This window comes from Streptomyces sp. NPDC005533 (assembly GCF_042871845.1).
Lineage (GTDB): Bacteria > Actinomycetota > Actinomycetes > Streptomycetales > Streptomycetaceae > Streptomyces.
The window spans coordinates 16,466-35,967 of sequence record NZ_JBIAJH010000008.1; the positions used below are offsets into that span (position 1 = coordinate 16,466).

The 19,502-nt window shown below is 71.3% G+C and carries 12 protein-coding genes; 5 read left to right on the forward strand and 7 right to left on the reverse strand.

All coding sequences use genetic code 11. The annotated features are described in order from the left end of the window. Positions 1-53 precede the first annotated feature (53 nt). On the forward strand, positions 54-2,861 hold the full coding sequence (gene secA / locus ACFYP3_RS10225) for a preprotein translocase subunit SecA (protein WP_388829731.1): 2,808 nt from the start codon (positions 54-56) through the stop codon (positions 2,859-2,861). A 100-nt stretch (positions 2,862-2,961) separates the two neighbouring features. On the opposite strand, the gene ACFYP3_RS10230 is transcribed toward secA, so the two are convergent. After that, the gene (locus ACFYP3_RS10230; RefSeq protein WP_388829734.1) at positions 2,962-3,405 is read right to left on the reverse strand and encodes an Rv3235 family protein; all 444 of its coding nucleotides are present in this window, start codon (positions 3,403-3,405) and stop codon (positions 2,962-2,964) included. 301 nt (positions 3,406-3,706) lie between these two features. Here ACFYP3_RS10230 and ACFYP3_RS10235 point away from each other — a divergent pair, with 301 nt between their 5' ends. The 3 genes from ACFYP3_RS10235 (at position 3,707) to ACFYP3_RS10245 (ending at position 10,221) form a co-directional block, all read left to right on the forward strand. Next, positions 3,707-4,207 (forward strand): DUF6912 family protein, encoded by a 501-nt coding sequence (locus ACFYP3_RS10235; RefSeq protein ID WP_388829737.1) that lies wholly within the window; start codon positions 3,707-3,709, stop codon positions 4,205-4,207. Beyond that, a complete protein-coding gene (locus ACFYP3_RS10240; RefSeq protein WP_388829739.1) occupies positions 4,204-4,869 on the forward strand; it encodes an HAD family hydrolase in 666 nt (221 codons plus the stop codon). The genes ACFYP3_RS10235 and ACFYP3_RS10240 overlap by 4 nt, the downstream gene beginning before the upstream one ends. 372 nt (positions 4,870-5,241) lie before the next feature. Next, positions 5,242-10,221 (forward strand): NAD-glutamate dehydrogenase, encoded by a 4,980-nt coding sequence (locus ACFYP3_RS10245; RefSeq protein WP_388829742.1) that lies wholly within the window; start codon positions 5,242-5,244, stop codon positions 10,219-10,221. A gap of 336 nt (positions 10,222-10,557) precedes the next feature. Here the strand turns inward: ACFYP3_RS10245 and ACFYP3_RS10250 are convergent, their stop codons facing one another. Together ACFYP3_RS10250 and ACFYP3_RS10255 are read right to left on the reverse strand one after the other, a co-directional pair. Next, entirely contained in the window at positions 10,558-11,331 is a 774-nt protein-coding gene (locus tag ACFYP3_RS10250; RefSeq protein ID WP_388829745.1) for an ABC transporter ATP-binding protein, read from the reverse strand. Beyond that, complete coding sequence (locus tag ACFYP3_RS10255; protein ID WP_388829748.1) at positions 11,324-12,232, reverse strand: ABC transporter permease; 909 nt, start codon at positions 12,230-12,232, stop codon at positions 11,324-11,326. The genes ACFYP3_RS10250 and ACFYP3_RS10255 overlap by 8 nt, the downstream gene beginning before the upstream one ends. 137 nt (positions 12,233-12,369) lie before the next feature. On the opposite strand from ACFYP3_RS10255, the gene ACFYP3_RS10260 reads away from it, so the two are divergent. Beyond that, positions 12,370-13,002, forward strand: a complete 633-nt coding sequence (locus ACFYP3_RS10260; RefSeq protein ID WP_388829751.1) for a TetR/AcrR family transcriptional regulator — start codon at positions 12,370-12,372, stop codon at positions 13,000-13,002. 423 nt (positions 13,003-13,425) lie between these two features. Here ACFYP3_RS10260 and ACFYP3_RS10265 read toward each other — a convergent pair whose 3' ends face one another. The 4 genes from ACFYP3_RS10265 to ACFYP3_RS10280 form a co-directional block, all read right to left on the reverse strand. After that, entirely contained in the window at positions 13,426-15,690 is a 2,265-nt protein-coding gene (locus ACFYP3_RS10265; protein ID WP_388829754.1) for a CDP-glycerol glycerophosphotransferase family protein, read from the reverse strand. A gap of 154 nt (positions 15,691-15,844) precedes the next feature. Continuing rightward, a complete protein-coding gene (locus tag ACFYP3_RS10270; RefSeq protein WP_388829757.1) occupies positions 15,845-16,738 on the reverse strand; it encodes a carbohydrate ABC transporter permease in 894 nt (297 codons plus the stop codon). After that, complete coding sequence (locus ACFYP3_RS10275; RefSeq protein WP_388830224.1) at positions 16,735-18,027, reverse strand: carbohydrate ABC transporter permease; 1,293 nt, start codon at positions 18,025-18,027, stop codon at positions 16,735-16,737. The genes ACFYP3_RS10270 and ACFYP3_RS10275 overlap by 4 nt, the downstream gene beginning before the upstream one ends. A 34-nt stretch (positions 18,028-18,061) precedes the next feature. Then, positions 18,062-19,423: an ABC transporter substrate-binding protein gene (locus tag ACFYP3_RS10280; RefSeq protein ID WP_388829761.1), complete on the reverse strand. Its 1,362-nt coding sequence runs from the start codon at positions 19,421-19,423 to the stop codon at positions 18,062-18,064. Between the last annotated feature and the right edge of the window lie 79 nt (positions 19,424-19,502).

Consider the following 19,502-nt stretch of genomic DNA (forward strand, 5'->3'; position numbering starts at 1 on the left):
GTGCCCGCGGTACGCACAGTGCCCAGGCCCGACCGGCAAGGAGACAAACCTCGGTGTCCGTCTTCAACAAGCTCATGCGTGCAGGCGAAGGCAAGATCCTGCGCAAACTGCACCGCATCGCGGACCAGGTCAACTCCATCGAAGAGGACTTCGTCAACCTCTCCGACGCCGAGTTGCGCGCGCTCACGGACGAGTACAAGCAGCGCTTCCAGGACGGCGAGAGCCTGGACGACCTGCTGCCCGAGGCCTTCGCGACCGTTCGCGAGGCGGCCAAGCGCGTCCTCGGCCAGCGGCACTACGACGTCCAGATCATGGGTGGCGCGGCGCTGCACCTCGGCTACGTGGCCGAGATGAAGACCGGTGAGGGCAAGACCCTCGTCGGCACGCTGCCGGCGTACCTGAACGCGCTGTCCGGCAAGGGCGTCCACCTGATCACGGTGAACGACTACCTCGCCGAGCGCGACTCCGAGCTGATGGGCCGGGTCCACAAGTTCCTCGGCCTGGAGGTCGGCTGCATCCTGGCGAACATGTCGCCGGCGCAGCGCCGCGAGCAGTACAACGCCGACATCACCTACGGCACCAACAACGAGTTCGGCTTCGACTACCTGCGCGACAACATGGCGTGGTCCCGGGACGAGCTCGTCCAGCGCGGCCACAACTTCGCCGTGGTCGACGAGGTCGACTCGATCCTCGTCGACGAGGCCCGCACCCCGCTGATCATCTCCGGCCCCGCCGACCAGGCCACGAAGTGGTACGGCGACTTCGCGAAGCTCGTGACCCGCCTGACCAAGGGCGAGGCCGGCCAGCCGCTGAAGGGCATCGAGGAGACCGGCGACTACGAGGTCGACGAGAAGAAGCGCACCGTCGCCATCCACGAGAGCGGCGTCGCCAAGGTCGAGGACTGGCTCGGCATCGAGAACCTCTACGAGTCGGTGAACACCCCGCTCGTCGGTTACCTCAACAACGCGATCAAGGCCAAGGAGCTCTTCAAGGTCGACAAGGACTACGTCGTCATCGACGGCGAAGTCATGATCGTCGACGAGCACACCGGCCGTATCCTCGCCGGCCGCCGCTACAACGAGGGCATGCACCAGGCGATCGAGGCGAAGGAAGGGGTGGACATCAAGGACGAGAACCAGACCCTCGCCACGATCACCCTGCAGAACTTCTTCCGCCTCTACTCGAAGCTGTCGGGCATGACCGGTACGGCCATGACCGAGGCCGCCGAGTTCCACCAGATCTACAAGCTCGGTGTCGTCCCGATCCCGACCAACCGCGACATGGTCCGCAAGGACCAGCCGGACCTGATCTACCGGACCGAGGTCGCGAAGTTCGCCGCCGTCGTCGACGACATCGCGGAGAAGCACGAGAAGGGCCAGCCGATCCTCGTCGGTACGACGTCGGTCGAGAAGTCCGAGTACCTCTCCCAGCAGCTCTCCAAGCGCGGCATCCCGCACGAGGTGCTCAACGCCAAGCAGCACGACCGTGAGGCGACGATCGTCGCCCAGGCCGGCCGCCGCGGCGCGGTCACCGTCGCCACGAACATGGCCGGCCGCGGTACGGACATCAAGCTCGGCGGCAACCCGGACGACCTCGCCGAGGCCGAGCTGCGCCAGCGCGGCCTGGACCCGGAGGAGCACATCGAGGAGTGGGCGCACGCCCTGCCCGAGGCGCTCACCCGGGCCGAGGCGGCCGTGAAGGCCGAGTTCGAGGAGGTCAAGGAGCTCGGCGGGCTGTACGTGCTGGGCACCGAGCGCCACGAGTCGCGCCGCATCGACAACCAGCTGCGCGGCCGCTCCGGCCGTCAGGGCGACCCGGGCGAGTCCCGCTTCTACCTGTCGCTGGGCGACGACCTGATGCGCCTGTTCAAGGCGCAGACGGTCGAGCGCGTCATGGCGATGGCGAACGTGCCGGACGACGTGCCGATCGAGAACAAGATGGTGACGCGCGCGATCGCGTCGGCCCAGTCGCAGGTCGAGACCCAGAACTTCGAGACGCGCAAGAACGTCCTGAAGTACGACGAGGTCCTCAACAGCCAGCGCGAGGTCATCTACCGGGAGCGCCGCCGCGTCCTGGAGGGCGAGGACCTCCAGGAGCAGGTCCGCTTCATGATGGACGACACCATCGACGCGTACATCGCGGCCGAGACCGTCGAGGGCTTCGCCGAGGAGTGGGACCTGGAGCGCCTGTGGGGCGCCTTCAAGCAGCTCTACCCGGTGAAGGTCACCATCGAGGAGCTGGAGGAGGCCGCGGGCGACCGCGCGGGCATCACCGCCGAGTTCATCGCGGAGTCCGTCAAGGACGACATCCACGAGCAGTACGAGGCGCGTGAGAAGACGCTCGGCTCCGAGATCATGCGCGAGCTGGAGCGGCGCGTGGTCCTGTCGGTGCTCGACCGCAAGTGGCGTGAGCACCTGTACGAGATGGACTACCTGCAGGAGGGCATCGGCCTGCGGGCGATGGCCCAGAAGGACCCGCTGGTCGAGTACCAGCGCGAGGGCTTCGACATGTTCAACGCCATGCAGGAGGGCATCAAGGAGGAGTCCGTCGGCTACCTGTTCAACCTGGAGGTCCAGGTCGAGCAGCAGGTCGAGGAGCTTCCGGTGCAGGACGCGGCGCCGTCGCTGACGAAGGAGCCGGCGGCGGCCGGGGCCGGGCGTCCGGAGATCCGGGCGAAGGGGCTGGACGCTCCGCAGCGGCCGGACCGGCTGCACTTCTCGGCGCCGACCGTGGACGGCGAGGGCGGTGTCGTCGAGGGCGACTTCGACAGTGACGCCGTCGGTGGCGAGGGCGACGGGATGACGCGGGCCGAGCGGCGCAAGGCGCAGAAGGCCGCCGGGGGGCGTCGCCGGAAGAAGTAACCCTCCGCCGGGTCGAGACATGCGGCCGGGGCCGGACACCGTCGGGTGTCCGGCCCCGGCCGCGTTGTGCCGGGTGCCGGGTGCCGTGGGTCCCCGATGGTCAGGGGCGGGGGCCCCGGAGTTCCACCGCCGCGCAGCGCCAGCGGAGGTCCGGGCCCTGTTCCAGGCGGAAGGCCATGGCGGTGAGGCGGTCGCCCGTGGCGATGCGGGCGAAGGCCTCGATGACGCCCGGGCCGGGGGTGAAGCGGCCGCACTGGCGGATGACCGGGCGGAGGCGGTCGTGGAGGGGCCCTGCGGGGGCCAGGGTGACCAGCTGCTGGTACGCGGGGCCGACGGTGTGGCCCAGGAGCGAGTGGACCGGGCGGCGGCCGCTGACGACCGCCAGGAGGTGTTCGGCGAACCAGTGGTGCGGGCCGAGCCGCAGCGTGCGCGGGGGGCCCGCCGGGCGCCGCGGGTCGCGCCGTCCGGCGGGCCGGGTGCGGGCGCGGCCGCCCGGCCGGCGGCTCCCGTCGTTGCCGATCGTGCCGCGCGTCGTCGTGTCCATCGCGATCTGCCCCCGAACAGGCCGGGCCCGGAGCGGTACCGGGCGGTAACTTGATGGGGATCTTCTACGGTCGCCGAACACGCTCCGCAACCACCCGCGGAGCCGGGCGGAACGCCGCCCCCGTTCACCTATCCGAGTGCGCGCCCGTCCCTCCCCGGGTCCGTACCGGCCGCGCACGGGGGCGGGGTTGACGGCCGCGGGTCCGGGTGCGGCACCTCGAAGGGGTACCGACTCCGTCACCCTGGCGGACCGTGCGAGTCGTATCCTGGGGGAGTTTTCCGACTACCGAAAGCAGCCGGCCATGCGTGTGTACGTCCCTTTGACCCTCTCCGGGCTCGCCGAGGTGCACAAGGCGGGTGAGCTGGGCCCCGCCCCGCTGCGGGCGTACGCCGTCACCCCCGGGCTCCGCGAGTGGTACGTGTCGGACGACATCGAGGAGCTGGAGTACGCGGCCCTGAACCGGGCCGCCGTCGCCTCCCTGCGGCTGCTCGCCGCCGACGCGGACGCCCCGCGCCGCCGCGTCGTCGTCGCCCTCGACGTCGACGACAAGGCCGCCACCGCCACCCCCGGGGTCGACGAGGCCACCCTCGGCCAGGTGACCCTGACCGCGGCCGTACGGCTCACCGTGGCCGCCGCCGTGCACGTGGACGACGATGACGCCGAAGCGGACGTGGCCGCCGCCGCGCAGGCCCTGCCCGCCGCAGACGGCGGCGATGCGGACGCCCGGTTCGTCGTCGACGGAGCCGAGGACCACGAACTGCTGTGGTTCGGCGTGCAGGAGATCCCGGGGCTGCTCAAGTGACCGGACACCACATCGTCTGGGACTGGAACGGCACCCTCCTCCACGACATCGACGCCGTCATCGTCGCGACCAACGCCTCCTTCGCGGAGCTCGGCTTCGCGCCGATCACCCTGGAGACCTACCGCGACCTGTACGTCGTACCGGTGCCGAAGTTCTACGAGCGCCTCATGGGGCGGCTGCCCACCGACGAGGAGTGGGTGGTCATGGACGAGGCCTTCCACCGGCACTACTGGGCCGCGGCCGAGGACGCCGGGCTCGCCGAGGGCGCCCGCGAGCTGCTCCAGGAGTGGCAGCGGGACGGGCTCACCCAGTCCCTGCTGTCGCTCGCGCCCCACGAGAAGCTCGTGCCCCTGGTCCGGACCCACGGGATCGACCACCACTTCCTGCGCGTCGACGGGCGGACCGGTCCCTCGCACACGTCGAAGGCGGGACACCTCGTACGCCACCTGACCGCCCTGGACGGGACGGGCGTGACGGCCGACCGTACGGTCCTCATCGGAGACGCCGTGGACGATGCGCTGGCCGCCGCCCACGTCGGCGCCCGGGCGGTGCTCTACACGGGTGGTTCGCACAGTCGCAGCAGTCTGGAATCGGCCGGTGTGCCGGTCGTGGACACCCTGGCCGAGGCCGTACTGACAGCTCGCGAGCTGGCCGAATACTGACTGGACAGGCCCGCTGCACGGACAGCCGTGCCGCGTCGCTGGCCAGACTGTCAAAGTTTCACCCCAAGATTTATACAGATGCAGCGAATGACGACCTGGGGGTAGGTCGGGATAGCCTTGTACCCGTGATCAGCGCGATAGTCATCGGGGGCACTGGAGCCTCCGGCCTGCGCCCGGCGCACGACCGTGCCCGGGCCTTCGCTGATCCCCGCCACCGGGACCTCCAGCCGATCTTGGCTCATTCCCTCCCGGTCGGCTCTCTCGACGGCATAGCGTCGATCCCGAACGGACACCGACTCCCCGCCCGCGGGACTGTGCCATTCCCTTCCTTCACCTACGTCACGCAATGGCGCGCGACAGGAGCCAGAGGACATGCAGACCAAGCTGGACGAAGCAAAGGCCGAGCTGCTCGCACGGGCGGCCCGGGTAGCTGAGCACAGCCCGGCCGGGGGGCTACTTCCGACTGGGTCCGAGCAGGGAGAGCGTCCAGACCAGGACGCGGTCCTCTCCTACCTCCAGCGCTACTACCTGCACACGGCACCCGAGGACCTCACGGACCGGGACCCGGTCGACGTGTTCGGAGCCGCGCTCTCCCACTACCGGCTCGCCGAGAACCGGCCGCAGGGCACCGCGAACGTGCGCGTGCACACCCCGACGGTCGAGGAGAACGGCTGGACCTCCAGCCACTCCGTCGTCGAGGTGGTCACCGACGACATGCCCTTCCTCGTGGACTCCGTGACGAACGAGCTGTCCCGCCAGGGCCGCGGCATCCACGTCGTGATCCACCCGCAGGTCGTCGTCCGCCGTGACGTCACCGGCAAGCTGATCGAGATCCTCGGCCCCGACTGCGACGCCCACGGTCCCCGTACCTCGCGCCCCCACGACTCCCTCGTCGAGTCCTGGATCCACGTCGAGATCGACCGCGAGACCGACCGCGCCGACCTCAAGCAGATCACCGCCGACCTGCTGCGCGTCCTGTCCGACGTACGCGAGTCCGTCGAGGACTGGGAGAAGATGCGCGACGCCGCGCTGCGCATCGCCGAAGGCCTGCCCGAGGAGCCCACCGCCCCGGACCTGCGCGAGTACGAGCTCGAAGAGGCCCGTGAGCTGCTGCGCTGGCTCGCCGACGACCACTTCACCTTCCTCGGCTACCGCGAGTACAACCTCGTCGACGGCGACTCCCTGTCCGCCGTGCCCGGCACCGGCCTCGGCATCCTGCGCTCCGACCCGCACCACAGCGGCAAGGACGACGGCCACCCCGTCTCGCCGTCCTTCAACCGGCTGCCGGCCGACGCCCGCGCCAAGGCCCGCGAGCACCGCCTGCTGGTGCTGACCAAGGCCAACAGCCGCTCCACCGTGCACCGCCCCTCGTACCTCGACTACGTGGGCGTCAAGAAGTTCGACGCCGACGGCAACGTCGTCGGCGAGCGCCGCTTCCTCGGCCTGTTCTCCTCCGCCGCGTACACCGAGTCCGTGCGCCGCGTCCCGGTCGTCCGCCGCAAGGTCGCCGAGGTCCTGGAACGCGCCGGCTTCTCGCCGTCCAGCCACGACGGCCGCGACCTGACGCAGATCCTGGAGACCTACCCGCGCGACGAGCTGTTCCAGACCCCGGTCGACCAGCTCCAGTCCATCGTCACCTCCGTCCTGTACCTCCAGGAGCGCCGCCGGCTGCGGCTGTACCTGCGCCAGGACGAGTACGGCCGCTACTACTCGGCCCTCGTCTACCTGCCCCGCGACCGGTTCACCACCGGCGTCCGGCTGCGCCTGATGGACATCCTGAAGGAGGAGCTCGGCGGCATCAGCGTCGACTTCACCGCCTGGAACACCGAGTCGATCCTCTCCCGCATCCACTTCGTCATCCGCGTCCCGCAGGGCACCGAGCTGCCCGGCCTGACCGACGGCGACGTCGAGCGCATCGAGAGCCGCCTCGTCGAGGCCGCCCGCTCGTGGGCCGACGGCTTCCAGGAAGCGCTGATCGCCGAATGCGGCGAGGAGCGCGCCGCGGAGCTGCTGCGCCGCTACGGCACCTCCTTCGCCGAGGGCTACAAGGCCGACCACTCGCCGCGCGCAGCCGTCGCCGACCTGGTCCACCTGGAGCGGCTCGCCGCCAGCGACCGCAAGTTCGCGCTCTCGCTGTACGAGCCGGTGGGCGCAGCCCCCGGCGAGCGCCGGTTCAAGATCTTCCGCACCGGCGAGCAGGTCTCGCTCTCCGCGGTCCTGCCGGTGCTGCAGCGCCTCGGCGTCGAGGTCACCGACGAGCGCCCGTACGAGCTGCGCCGTTCGGACCGGGTCAGCGCGTGGATCTACGACTTCGGCCTGCGGATGCCCCTGCCCACCGGGAGCGGTGACGCCGCGGCGGCCGGCTACCTCGGCGACGACGCCCGTGAGCGCTTCCAGGACGCCTTCGCCGCGGTCTGGCAGGGCGACGCGGAGAACGACAACTTCAACTCCCTCGTGCTGAGCGCCGGGCTCACCTGGCGGCAGGCCGTCGTCCTGCGCGCGTACGCCAAGTACCTGCGCCAGGCCGGCTCCACCTTCAGCCAGGACTACATGGAGGACACCCTCCGCAACAACGTCCACACCACCCGGCTGCTGGTCTCGCTCTTCGAGGCCCGGCTGTCGCCCGTCCGCCAGGCCGCCGGCAGCGAGCTCGTCGACGCCATGCTGGAGGAGCTGGACGGGGCCCTGGACCAGGTCGCCTCGCTCGACGAGGACCGCATCCTGCGGGCCTTCCTCACCCTCATCAAGGCGACGCTGCGGACCAACTTCTTCCAGACCACCGGCGAGGGCGAGCCGCACTCCTACGTGTCGATGAAGTTCGACCCGCAGGCCATCCCCGACCTCCCGGCGCCCCGCCCGGCCTTCGAGATCTGGGTGTACTCCCCGCGCGTCGAGGGCGTCCACCTGCGCTTCGGCAAGGTCGCCCGAGGCGGTCTGCGCTGGTCCGACCGCCGCGAGGACTTCCGTACGGAGATCCTCGGCCTGGTCAAGGCGCAGATGGTCAAGAACACCGTCATCGTGCCGGTCGGCGCCAAGGGCGGCTTCGTCGCCAAGAACCTCCCCGACCCGTCGGTGGACCGCGACGCCTGGCTCGCCGAGGGCATCGCCTCGTACAAGATCTTCATCTCGGCGCTGCTCGACATCACCGACAACATGGTCGCCGGCGAGGTCGTGCCCCCGAAGGGCGTGGTCCGCCACGACGAGGACGACACCTATCTCGTCGTCGCCGCCGACAAGGGCACGGCGACCTTCTCCGACATCGCCAACGGCGTGGCGGAGTCCTACGGCTTCTGGCTCGGCGACGCCTTCGCCTCGGGCGGCTCGGCCGGCTACGACCACAAGGGCATGGGCATCACCGCCCGCGGCGCGTGGGAGTCCGTCAAGCGGCACTTCCGCGAGCTCGGACACGACACCCAGACCGAGGACTTCACCGTCGTCGGCGTCGGCGACATGTCCGGTGACGTCTTCGGCAACGGCATGCTGCTCTCCGAGCACATCCGGCTCGTCGCCGCCTTCGACCACCGGCACATCTTCCTCGACCCGACCCCGGACGCGGCCACCTCGTACGCGGAGCGCCGGCGCCTGTTCGAGCTGCCGCGTTCCTCGTGGGCCGACTACGACAGCTCGCTGCTCTCCACGGGCGGCGGCATCCACCCGCGCAGCGCGAAGTCCATCCCGGTCAACGCGCACGTCCGCGAGGCCCTCGGCATCGAGGCGGGCGTCACCAAGATGACCCCCGCCGACCTGATGCAGGCCATCCTGCAGGCCCCCGTGGACCTGCTGTGGAACGGCGGCATCGGTACGTACGTCAAGGCGACGGCCGAGACGCACGCGGACGTCGGCGACAAGGCCAACGACTCCATCCGCGTCAACGGCTCGCACGTCCGGGCCAAGGTCATCGGCGAGGGCGGCAACCTGGGTCTGACCCAGCTCGGCCGCATCGAGTTCGCCCGGACCGGCGCCGGCGGCGAAGGCGGCAAGATCAACACCGACGCCATCGACAACAGCGCGGGCGTGGACACCTCCGACCACGAGGTGAACATCAAGATCCTGCTCAACGCGGTCGTCGCGGACGGCGACATGACCGTCAAGCAGCGCAACAAGCTGCTCGCCCAGATGACCGACGAGGTGGGCCACCTCGTCCTGCGCAACAACTACGCGCAGAACACGGCGCTCGCCAACGGCGCCGCCCAGGCCCCGAGCCTGCTCCACGCTCAGCAGCGCTACATGCGCCGCCTGGAGAACGCCGGACTGCTCGACCGCGGGCTGGAGTTCCTGCCCACGGACCGGCAGATCCGGGAGCTGCTGAGCAGCGGCAAGGGTCTGACCCAGCCGGAACTGGCCGTGCTGTTCGCCTACACCAAGATCACGGTGGCGGACGAGCTCATCACGACCGAGCTGCCGGACGACCCGTACCTGCGCCGCCTGCTCTTCGCGTACTTCCCGGCCGTCCTGGGCGAGAAGTTCAGCGAGCAGATCGACGCGCACGCGCTGCGCCGGGAGATCATCACCACCGTCCTGGTCAACGACACCGTCAACACCGGCGGTTCGACCTTCCTGCACCGCCTGCGCGAGGAGACCGGGGCCTCCACGGAGGAGATCGTCCGGGCGCAGCTCGCGGCCCGCGAGATCTTCGGCCTGGCCGAGGTGTGGGACGCGGTGGAGGCGCTCGACAACAAGGTCGCCGCCGACGTCCAGACCCGGGTGCGGCTGCACTCGCGGCGCCTGGTCGAGCGCGGTACCCGCTGGCTGCTGAACAACCGGCCGCAGCCGCTCCAGATCTCCGAGACCATCGCCTTCTTCGCGGAGCGGGTCGCGCAGGTCTGGGCCGAGCTGCCGAAGCTGGTGCGCGGCGCCGACCTGGAGTGGTACCAGTCGATCCTGGAGGAGCTGACGGGCGAGGGCGTCCCGGAGGAACTGGCCGCCAAGGTCGCCGGCTTCTCCTCCGCCTTCCCGACGCTCGACATCGTCGCCATCGCGGACCGCACCGGTGTCGACTGCCTGGAGGTCGCCGAGGTCTACTACGACCTCGCCGACCGCCTGGACATCACGCAGCTGATGGACCGGATCATCGAGCTGCCGCGGGCCGATCGCTGGCAGTCCATGGCCCGCGCGTCGATCCGCGAGGACCTGTTCGCGGCGCACGCGGCGCTGACCGCGGACGTGCTGTCGGTGGGCAACGGCAGCTCGACTCCCGAGGAGCGCTTCAAGGCGTGGGAGGAGAAGAACGCGGCGATCATCGGGCGGGCCCGGACGACGCTTGACGAGATCCGGGGGTCGGACGACTTCGACCTGGCGAACCTGTCGGTGGCGATGCGGACGATGCGGTCGCTGCTGCGCGTGCACAGCTGATCGGACGGTGTGCCGAACGGGCCGGGCCCGGGACCTTCGTGGTCCCGGGCCCGGCCCGCTCCCGTTCGGGCCGCGGCCCTAGCCGGCGGCCACCCGCGGGTGACGGCTGGGCTTGTGGTGCTTCCCGGGCTTGTGGTGCTTCCCGGGCCTGTGCTGCTTACCCGGCTCGTGGTGCTTACCCGGCTTGTGCGGCTTCCCCGGCTGGTGGGGCTTGGGGGGCGCGCACTGCTCGCCGCGCCTGATGGTGGTGGGTGAGCGTGATCACCGGGTAGGTGGCTCCGGCGGCCGGCACGTCGCTGCCCCGCTCCCGCCGCCCCCCCCGCGGGTGGAGGCGCTTCAGCGGCGGGTGAAGGCCTCGTACGCGTCGCAGACCTCGGGGGCCGGGCCGTCCATGCGCAGGACGCCCGCCTCCAGCCAGATCGCGCGGTCGCAGGTCTCGCGGACCGTGTTGATGCCGTGGCTGACGAGGAAGACGGTGCCGGCCTGTTCGCGCAGTTGCTCGATGCGGGCCTGGCTGCGCCGCTGGAAGGCCGCGTCGCCGGTGGCCAGGGCCTCGTCGATCATGAGCACGTCGTGGTCCTTGGCGGCGGCGATGGAGAACCGCAGGCGGGCGCCCATGCCGGAGGAGTAGGTCCGCATGGGCAGCGAGATGAAGTCGCCCTTCTCGTTGATGCCGGAGAAGTCGACGATGTCCTGGTAGCGCTCCTGGACCTGCTGCTTGGACATGCCCATCGCGAGGCCGCCGAGCACGACGTTGCGCTCGCCCGTCAGGTCGTTCATCAGGGCGGCGTTCACGCCCAGCAGGGACGGCTGGCCGTGCGAGAAGATCCGGCCCCGGGCCACCGGCTGGAGACCGGCGATGGCGGCGAGCAGGGTGGACTTGCCCGAGCCGTTGGAGCCGATGAGGCCGATGGCCTCGCCCTTGTACGCGGTGAAGGTGACGCCCTTGACGGCGTGCACCTCGCGGACCCCGGGGACCGGCTTGCGGGAGAAGATCCGGCTGAGGGCCGCGGTGGCGCCGCCCTTGCGGCTGCCGCTGCCGTGGACCTTGTAGATGACGTGGACGCCGTCGGCGATCACGGTGGGGATCCGTCCTCGGGTATCAGCCACGGCCGTATTCCTCCTCTGCCTTCCAGAAGTAGACGAAGCCGCCGACGCCGGCGAGCAGGGCCCAGCCGATGGCGATCGGCCAGACGTGGTGCGGGAGCGAGTGCGCTTCGAAGCTGTCGATGAGCGCGAAGCGCATCAGGTCGATGTAGACGGCCGCGGGGTTGAGCTTGAGCATCGTCAGCACCCAGTGCGGCAGGTCGCCCGTCCTGTGGATCTGGTCGATGGACCACATGACACCCGAGGAGTACATCCAGGTGCGCAGGACGAAGGGCATCAGCTGGCTGACGTCCGGGTTCTTGCTGCCGATGCGGGCCATCACCATGGCGCAGCCGGCGGCGAAGACGGCCGTCAGCAGGAGCGTCGGGACGGCCAGGAGCCAGGCCGGGCCGGGCGTCTGGCCGAAGGCGAGCAGCAGGATGACCAGGGCGCCCATGGTGACGAGCAGCTGCTGGAAGAGCTGGACGACGGTGGAGATGGGCAGGCTCGCGCGGGGGAAGTGCAGGGCGCGGACCAGGCCGAGGTTGCTGTGGACGGCGCGGGTGCCGGCGTTGATGGAGCTGCCGATGAAGTCCCAGACGAAGACGCCGGTGATCAGGAAGGGGAGGTAGTCCGGCACTCCGCTGCTGGCCTTCATCACGAGGCCGAAGACGAAGTAGTAGACGGCCGCGTTGAGCAGCGGGGTCACCAGGTGCCAGACCTGGCCGAGCTTGGCGGTGCTGTACGTGGCCTGCATGCGGGCGGTGGCGTACGCGGCCACGAAGTGGCGCCGGTCCCAGAGCTGCGCGACGTAGCGCGGGAGGGAGGGGCGGGCGCCGCTGAGGGTGAGGCCGTGCGCGGCGGCCAGGTCGGCGAGGTCCGCGGAGGGCGCGGACGCGGTCTTGGATGCGGTCGCGGTGGTCACAGGGTTCGCTTTCGACGGGGTCGGTACGTCGGTGTCGAGGTCGGGACGGGTCCGTATCGTCGCTACGGCGAGGTTAGGGCGTGCCGCGTCGGAACGCAACCGTATCGTCGTGACGGAGGCGCGGCTATGCTCTGTGCATGACCACGGACCCTTCCGCCGCCCCCACCGCTCCCGCTGCCCCCGCCCGCAGAGCCCCCGCCGGCGCCGCCGTCCTGCGTGAGGACGTGACCGAGGCGATCCGCGAAGCGGTGCTGGAGGAACTGGCCGCGGTCGGGTTCGCACGGATGTCCATCGAGGGCATCGCGCGGCGGGCGGGCGTCGGCAAGACCGCGGTGTACCGGCGCTGGAAGTCCAAGCTGCACCTGGTGCTCGACCTGATCGGGGCCTTCGCGGCGGACGGCCTGCCGGTGCCGGCGACGGGATCGCTGTACGGGGACGTACGGGCCCTGCTGGAGGTCATGTCCCACGTGCTGAGGCACCCGGTGGCGTCGGCGGTGATCCCCGACCTGCTGGTGGAGGCGGCGCGGAACCCGGAGATCGCGCACGCGGTGCGGGGTGCGCTGCTGGAGGGGCAGCGACGGGTCGCCGCGGGCATCGTCGGCGAGGCGGTGTCGCGCGGCGAGCTGGCGGAGGGGGTCGATCCGGACCGGGCGCTCGATCTGGCGATCGGGCCGCTGTACTGGCGGCAGGTGGTCGTGGGCGACTCCGTCCCCGGCGGGTACCTCGACGAGCTCGCGCGGTCGGTGGTGGCGGGGCTGCGCACTGCCTGACCCCTGCGGGGCGCCTGCCGAGGTTCTGCGCCGCACGCCGGGCGCCGGCGGGGCTCAAAGAACGGGGCTCCGCCCCGGGCCCCGCGCCTCAAACGCCGGCGGGGCTGAGGGTGGGGCTCCGCCCCGGACCCGGCGCCTCAAACGCCGGCGGGGCTGAGGGTGGGGCTCCGCCCCGGGCCCCGCGCCTCAAACGCCGGCGGGGCTGAGGGTGGGGCTCCGCCCCGGACCCCGCGCCTCAAACGCCGGCGGGGCTGAGGGTGGGGCTCCGCCCCGGGCCCCGCGCCTCAAACGCCGGCGGGGCTGGGTGGTGCCGGCGGGGCTGGGGTGGTGCCGGCGGGGTCGGGCGCATTCAGCCCCTCCGGCGTTTGAGGAGCGAGGGTTCGGGGGCGGAGCCCCCGCAGCGGCGCCGGGCGGGCGATCGGGCTATGGCCAGAGGTGGTGGGCCAAGGTGGGTTCCTGGGTCGGGGTGGCGGCCGGGGCCGCGGGTGTGGGTCGGCGGTCCGACAGCGGGGTGATCGCCGGGATCGGGGCGGTCTGGCCGAGGAAGATCCGCCGGACCACGCGTTCCGCCGCGTGGCCGTCGTCGTACGAGCAGAACCGCCCGCGGAACGCCGCCCGCAGCTGCGCGGAGCGCGAGCCCTGCCAGTGGCCCGTCGTGAAGATGTCCACCAGCTCGTCCTGGGTCCGGGCGATCGCACCCGGCGGGCACGACCGCAGGTCGAAGTAGGTGCCGCGGGCCGCCTCGTACGCCTCCCAGTCGTCCGCGTGGATCACGATCGGCCGGTCCAGCACCGCGTAGTCGAACATCAGGGACGAGTAGTCCGTGACGAGCGCGTCCGAGGCGAGGCAGAGCTCCTCCACCGACGGGTGGGAGGAGACGTCCAGCAGCCGCGGGTGCGGCTCCCCGCCGCGGCCGGCGTCCGCGTACGTGAGGTGGGTGCGGGCGAGGATCGTGAAGCGCGGGCCGAGATCGCGCAGGACCCGCTCGAAGTCCAGGTGTTCCGGCCGGCTGCGCCGGTAGTCGCGGTGGGTGGGCGCGTACAGGACGGCCGTCGAACCCGCCGGAATGCCGAGCCGTTCGCGCAGCTCCAGCACGTCCTCGCGGGTCGCCCGGTGGAAGACGTCGTTGCGCGGATAGCCGTATTCGAGGGTCGTGTAGGAGGACGGGACCGCCTTCTCCCAGACCAGGGTCGAGTGCCGGTTCGCGGAGAGCAGGTAGTCCCACTGGTCGGCGCCGCGCAGCAGGCCCGCGAAGTCCGTCGTCGGGGCGGCCGCCGGGCGGTCCTGGAGGTCGAGGCCGACCCGCTTGAGCGGGGTGCCGTGCTGGGTCTGGACCAGGATCTGGCCGGGGCGCTTGACCAGGGCGCGGTCGAAGTTGACGTTCGTGACCAGGTACGTGGCCCGCGCCAGGGCGGTCCAGTACGCCGCCGAGCCCGGGCGCAGCGCCGTCGTCTCCCGGGGCAGGGTCGAGGCGTGCGCCGGGTCGCAGATCCACGCCGTCCGCATCCGGGGCGCGAGTTCCCGCAGCTTGGCCTCGATCGCCGCAGGGTTGCAGGCGTAGCCGCCGTGCCAGTACGCGGAGAAGACCGCGAGCTCCGGGCGCAGGGGGAGCAGGCGCTGGATCCGGTAGTGCAGGCGCCGGGCCGTTTCGCGCAGGCCCGGCCACAGGGTCGTGGCCGCGCGGCCCAGTGCCAGCCCGGCCGAGCGCAGCGCGGACAGCAGCCGGTAGGTGCGCCGGGTGCCCAGCCGCATCAGGGTGTGCCGGACCCGGTCGGTCCGCGACAGGGACAGTGGCAGCGCGGACCTGCCGCCGGGGGCCCGGTAGCGGCGCAGCAGGGCGGAGGCCCGGCTGAAGAACTCGGCGCGGGCGGCGCGCGGGAGGCGGCGCGGGTCGGCGTACAGGGCGCAGAAGTGCTCGGCCATGCGGCGGTGCACGGTGGGGCGCCAGCGCTCCAGCTCGGGGCGCCCGGCGAGGTAGCCGAACACCCGGTCGTACTGGTCGAAGATGTCGAGGTGGCGGCGGCTGGTGGTGGTCAGGATCGAGCCGGTGCGCCGCTGGCGGTAGTGGACGCAGATCCGGTCCAGGACGGCGACGGACTCCGCGGCCAGCAGCGCCGGGTACGTCCACGGGGTGTCCTCGTAGAAGCCGGGCGGGAACGCGAGGCCCTCGCGCTCCACGTACTCGCGGCGGTAGGCCTTGTTCCACACCACCATCAGCATGGCCAGCAGCGCCGGGCGGTCGGCGAGCCGGAAGCTGGCCGGGCCCTCCTCGGACAGCCGGTGCGCGAGACGGTTGCGCACCAGCTCGCCCGACCAGAAGGTGCGCGCGTAGTCGTAGACGAGGACGTCGGGGGAGCCGGTGGCCTTCAGCCGGTCGGTGATGGCCTGCAGGGCGCCGGGGGCGAGGGTGTCGTCACCGTCGAGGAAGATCAGGTAGTCGCCGGTGGCCCGGGCCAGGCCCGCGTTGCGGGCCGGGCCCAGACCCAGGTTGTGCGCCAGGTGCACGGCGGTGACCCGGGCGTCACGAGCCGCGTACTCGTCGATGATCGAACCGCAGGCGTCGGGGGAGGCGTCGTCGACCGCGATCAGTTCCAGATCCGGGTACGACTGCGTCAGGACCGAGTCCAGACTCTCCTGGAGGTAGGCCTGGACCTTGTACGCGGGCACGATGACGCTGAACCGGGGCACGGCACATCCAGGGGTCGGCGCGGGCATGGTGCTCCCCCAGCCGCCGCTGGGAGCTGCCCCCCAGGAACCCCCGGCGTGGCGTTCGGGTTACGCAGCGTGTGGCAATCGGGTTACACAGCGTCAACCCCGCACGTCAGCACCTTGATCGAGCCAGTCACTTGATCGCGCCGGCCATCACCCCCGTGACGAACTGCCGCTGGAACGCGAAGAAGACGACGAGCGGGACCACCATCGACAGGAACGCGCCCGGCGCGAGCACGTCGATGTTGTTGCCGAACTGCCGTACCTGCTGCTGGAGCGCGACGGTCACCGGCGGGTTCGCCGAGTCCGCGAAGACCAGTGCCACGAGCATGTCGTTCCACACCCACAGGAACTGGAAGATGCCGAGCGAGGCGATCGCCGGCCCGCCGAGCGGCAGCACCACCCGCGCGAACAGCCGCAGTTCACCCGCCCCGTCCAGGCGGGCCGCCTCCAGCAGCTCGCGCGGGATCTCCGCGAAGAAGTTGCGCAGCAGGAACACGGCGAAGGGCAGTCCGAAGGCGGTGTGGAAGAGGACCACTCCCGCCGTGGTCTCGAACAGCCCGATGGAGCCGAAGAGTTCGGACACCGGGATCAGCGCCACCTGTACGGGGACCACGAGCAGCCCGACGACGACGAGGAAGAGCCAGTCCCGTCCGGGGAACTCCAGCCAGGCGAAGGCGTATCCGGCGAACGCGCCCAGGACCAGGACCAGGAGGGTGGCCGGCACGGCGATCGCGACCGTGTTCAGGAGGGAGCCGGTGATCGTGTCGTTGGCCAGCAGCCGCTCGTAGTTGCCGGCGGTCAGCCGTGAGGGCGCCGTCAGCACCTGCCACCAGCCGCCCTCGTTGAGGTCGGTGGGGGAGACGAACGAGGAGATGAGCAGCCCGAGCGTGGGCAGCAGCCAGAACAGCGCGGCCAGGACCAGGAACACCCGCAGCGCGCCGCCCGCGGCCCGCGCGGCCAGCCGGCCCGCGGTGCTCCCGGCGCCTGCGGTGCTCCCGGTCCGTTCGGGCTGGGACGGGCTCATCGGGATCCCTCCTTCCGGAGCCTGCGTATGTTCACGAGCATCACCGGGATCACCAGCACCAGCAGCAGCACGGCGATGGCACTGCCCAGGCCCGGATCGGCGTCGGTGCCGAAGGAGGTCCGGTACAGCTGGAGCGCGAGCACGTTCGCGTCGTCCTGGACCGCACCCGGCGCGATCACGAAGACCAGGTCGAAGATCTTCATGACGTTGATGACGAGGGTGACGAGCACGACCGCCAGGACCGGTCCCAACAGCGGCACGGTGATCCGGCGGAACACCTGCCACTCGTTGGCGCCGTCCACCCGCGCCGCCTCCAGCAGCTCGCGCGGTACGGCCGCCAGCCCCGCCCCGATGAGCACCATCGCGAACCCGGCCCACATCCATACGTACGCTCCGATGACCGCCGGGGTGACCAGCGTCGGGCCGAGCCACTGCACCCCGCTGTACGCCTCGCGGAAGTTGGCGGCGGGCAGCCGCAACAGTGCCCCGTCGGCCTTCGCGGACAGGGTGAAGGTGCCGTCGGCGCGGGCCGTGGCCGTGTCGACCACCCGGCCGTCCTTGACCGCCTCGATCCGCATCCCGGCGAACGCCGACTCGGTCGGGTCGACCGCGTTCGTACGGCCGCCCCCGCCACGGGTGAAGTCCTGCCAGGCCGTCCCGGTGACCTTCCCCGGTTCGGCGTCCGCCGCCCTCGCCGGCCGCGTTCCGTCGGGCAGGGACTCCGGGGCCACGCCGACCAGCGGCAGCAGCACCGGGGTGCCCGCGCGGACCGGGTCGCGCGTCACGAAGGCGCCCCCGCCGGCGTCGGCGAGCGGCGAGTCCCGGCCCGGGCGGGCCTTGGGGAAGGCCGAGGACTCCGCGAAGGTGTCGTGGACCCCCACCCAGACCGCGTTGGCGACGCCCCGGTCGGGATCGTGGTCGTAGACGAGCCGGAAGATGATGCCCGCCGCCAGCATCGAGATCGCCATCGGCATGAACACCAGCAGCTTGAACGCCGTGCCCCAGCGGACCCGTTCGGTGAGCACGGCGAAGATCAGACCGAGGGCGGTGGCCGTGGTCGGGGCGAGCACCACCCACACCGCCGTGTTCTGCAGGGCGGTGCGGATGGTGTCGTCGCTCAGGATCTCCCGGTAGTTGGCGCCGCCGACGAACGTGCCCCCCGAACGGTCGAAGAAGCTGCGGTAGAGCGAGTAGCCGATCGGGTGCACGACGAGCGCGCCGAGCAGCACGAGGGCCGGCAGGAGGAACGCCGCCGCGACCAGACGACGGCGCCGGGCCTCCGCGGACAGCCCGCGGCCGGCCTTGACCGAGGCCTTCACGGGCCTAGTTCCCGTAGGCCTTGGCCGCGTCCGCCTCCAGTTTCGCCTGCGCGCCCGCCACGTCCGACGGGTTCGCCAGGAAGTCCTGGAGCGCCTTCCACTCGCCCGCGCCCGGGGTCCCGCCGAAGGCCGCCGGGGCCTGGTCCGACATGTCGAAGCGGAAGTCGTCACCCGCGGCGATCAGCGCCTTCGCGATGTTCCGCTGGATGTCGTTCGGATAGGCGGCCGGATCCACCGCCTTGTTCGGGGAGACGAAACCGCCCTCGCGGGCCTGGATCTGCGCCGCGTCCGCCGAGGCCAGGAAGGTCAGCAGGGCCTGCGCGCCCTTCGAGGGCTTCAGCGCCACCGCCACGTCACCGCCCGAGACCACGGGGGCCTTCCCGCCGACGGCCGGGAAGGGGAACACCAGGGCGTCCTCGCCCACCTTCGCCTCGGTCTGCGCGATGTTCACCGCCACGAAGTCACCCTCGAAGACCATCGCGGCCGCCGGCCGGTCCCCGCCGGTGAAGGTCTGCGTCACCGACTTCGGGAACTCCGTGGACAGCGCCCCGCCCGACCCGCCCGCCAGGAAGTCCTTGCGCCCGAACAGCTCGCCGAGCGTGGTCAGCGCCTGCTTGACGCTGTCGTCGGTCCACTTGATCTGGTGCTTGGCCAACTGGTCGTACTTCTCCGGGCCCGCCTGCGAGAGGTAGACGTTCTCGAACCAGTCGGTGAGGGTCCAGCCGTCCGCGCCCGCCACCGAGACGGCCGGCGTACCGGAGGCGGACAGCGTGTCCGCCGCCGTGATCAGCTCCTTCCAGGTCGTCGGGGGTTTGACCCCCGCCGCCTCGAAGGCCTTCGCGTTGTACCAGATCAGCGACTTGTTGGCCGCCTTGTAGTACACGCCGTACTGGGTGCCGCCGACCGCGCCCAGTGACTTCCAGCCCGCCGAGTAGTTCTTGTCCAGCTGCGCCTGGGCCTCCGGTCCCACCGGCTGCGCCCACTTGTTCTGCACGGCCGAGACGAGCGCGCCGACCTGCGGCAGCAGCGCGACGTCCGGCGGGGCACCGCCCGCGATCTTCGTACCGAGGAAGGTGACGATGGGGTCCTGCGCCGGGACGAAGGTCACGGTGGCCCCCGTCCGCTTCTCGAACTCCTTCAGGACCTTCGTGAAGTTCGCCTGCTCGGGGCCCGTCCAGACCGCGGCGACCTCCAGCTTCTCCCCGTCCAGTTTCGGTAACTCCACCTGCGGCCCGGTCGGACCCGCGGCCTTCGGCGGGTCCGTCTTCTCGTCCGTGTCGCCGCCGCACGCGCTCAGCGCGAGCGCGCCCGCCGCGGCGAGCGCCGTCCAGGTCAGTGTCGTACGGCTCTTTCCGTGCCTGCGCATGGTTCTGCCCCCGATGCCCGTGGTGTGTCCCGGACCACAAGGTCTACGCCGACCCGCGCGCCCCCGCAATACCGCGTGG